The following is a 1,147-nucleotide window of genomic DNA, read 5'->3' on the forward strand; positions in this document are numbered from 1 at the left end:
CGATGGAGTCATGGGTATAGACGTAGATACTGCGGATTTTCATCAGTGCGGCCATACGCACCGCGTTACGGGCATATTCCACAAACATCAGGAAGGTCGCGGTATACGGCAGGAAGCCGCCGTACAGCGCCAGACCGTTGGCGATGGCGGTCATGCCAAATTCGCGCACCCCGTAGTGGATGTAGTTGCCCGCCGGGTCTTTATCCAGCGCGACCGAGCCGGACCAGATGGTCAGGTTGCTCGGTGCCAGGTCGGCAGAGCCGCCGAGGAATTCCGGCAGCAGCTTGCCGTAGGCTTCCAGCGCGTTCTGCGAGGCTTTGCGGCTGGCAATTTTTGCCGGGTTGGCTTGCAGGTCTTCAATGAATTTCTGGGCATCAGCCTGCCAGTTAGCCGGCAGGTCACCGACAGTACGGCGTTTGAATTCAGCAGCCAGTTCCGGATAGGCTTTGGCATAGGCGGCGAACGTCTCGCTCCAGGCGCTCTCTTTCTGCGCACCAGCGGCTTTGGCATCCCAGGCGGCATAGATTTCAGCGGGGATTTCAAACGGCGGGTATTTCCAACCCAGCTGTTCGCGTGAAGCGGCCACTTCAGCGTCACCCAGCGGCTCACCGTGGGAATCATGAGTGCCGGCCTTGTTCGGTGAGCCGAAACCAATCAAGGTTTTGCACATCAGCAGGGACGGTTTGTCCGTCACCGCGCGCGCCTGTTCGATAGCGCGGGTGATGGCATCGGCGTCATGGCCGTCGACGCCACGCACCACGTGCCAGCCGTAGGCTTCGAAACGTGCCGCGGTGTCATCGGTAAACCAGCCTTCCACGTGACCGTCAATGGAGATGCCGTTGTCATCATAGAATGCCACCAGCTTACCCAGCTTCAGGGTACCGGCCAGCGAACACACCTCGTGGGAGATGCCTTCCATCATGCAGCCATCACCCATGAACACGTAGGTGAAGTGGTCAACGATATCGTGACCCGGACGGTTGAACTGCGCCGCCAGCGTGCGTTCTGCCAGCGCCATGCCGACCGCGTTGGCAATGCCCTGCCCGAGCGGGCCGGTGGTGGTTTCCACACCTTCGGTGTAGCCGTACTCGGGGTGTCCCGGGGTTTTGGAATGCAGTTGGCGGAAGTTTTTGAGCTCTTCAATCGG

At 60.1% G+C, this 1,147-nt stretch carries 1 protein-coding gene; it reads right to left on the reverse strand.

Annotated elements, in window-relative coordinates; translation table 11 throughout:
• Positions 1-1,147, reverse strand: a 1,147-nt coding sequence (locus CS369_RS16400) for a transketolase (RefSeq protein ID WP_280514813.1), incomplete at both ends; no start/stop codon positions are given.

It is taken from the genome of Candidatus Symbiopectobacterium sp. 'North America' (assembly GCF_015762685.1).
Classification (GTDB): Bacteria; Pseudomonadota; Gammaproteobacteria; order Enterobacterales; family Enterobacteriaceae; genus Symbiopectobacterium.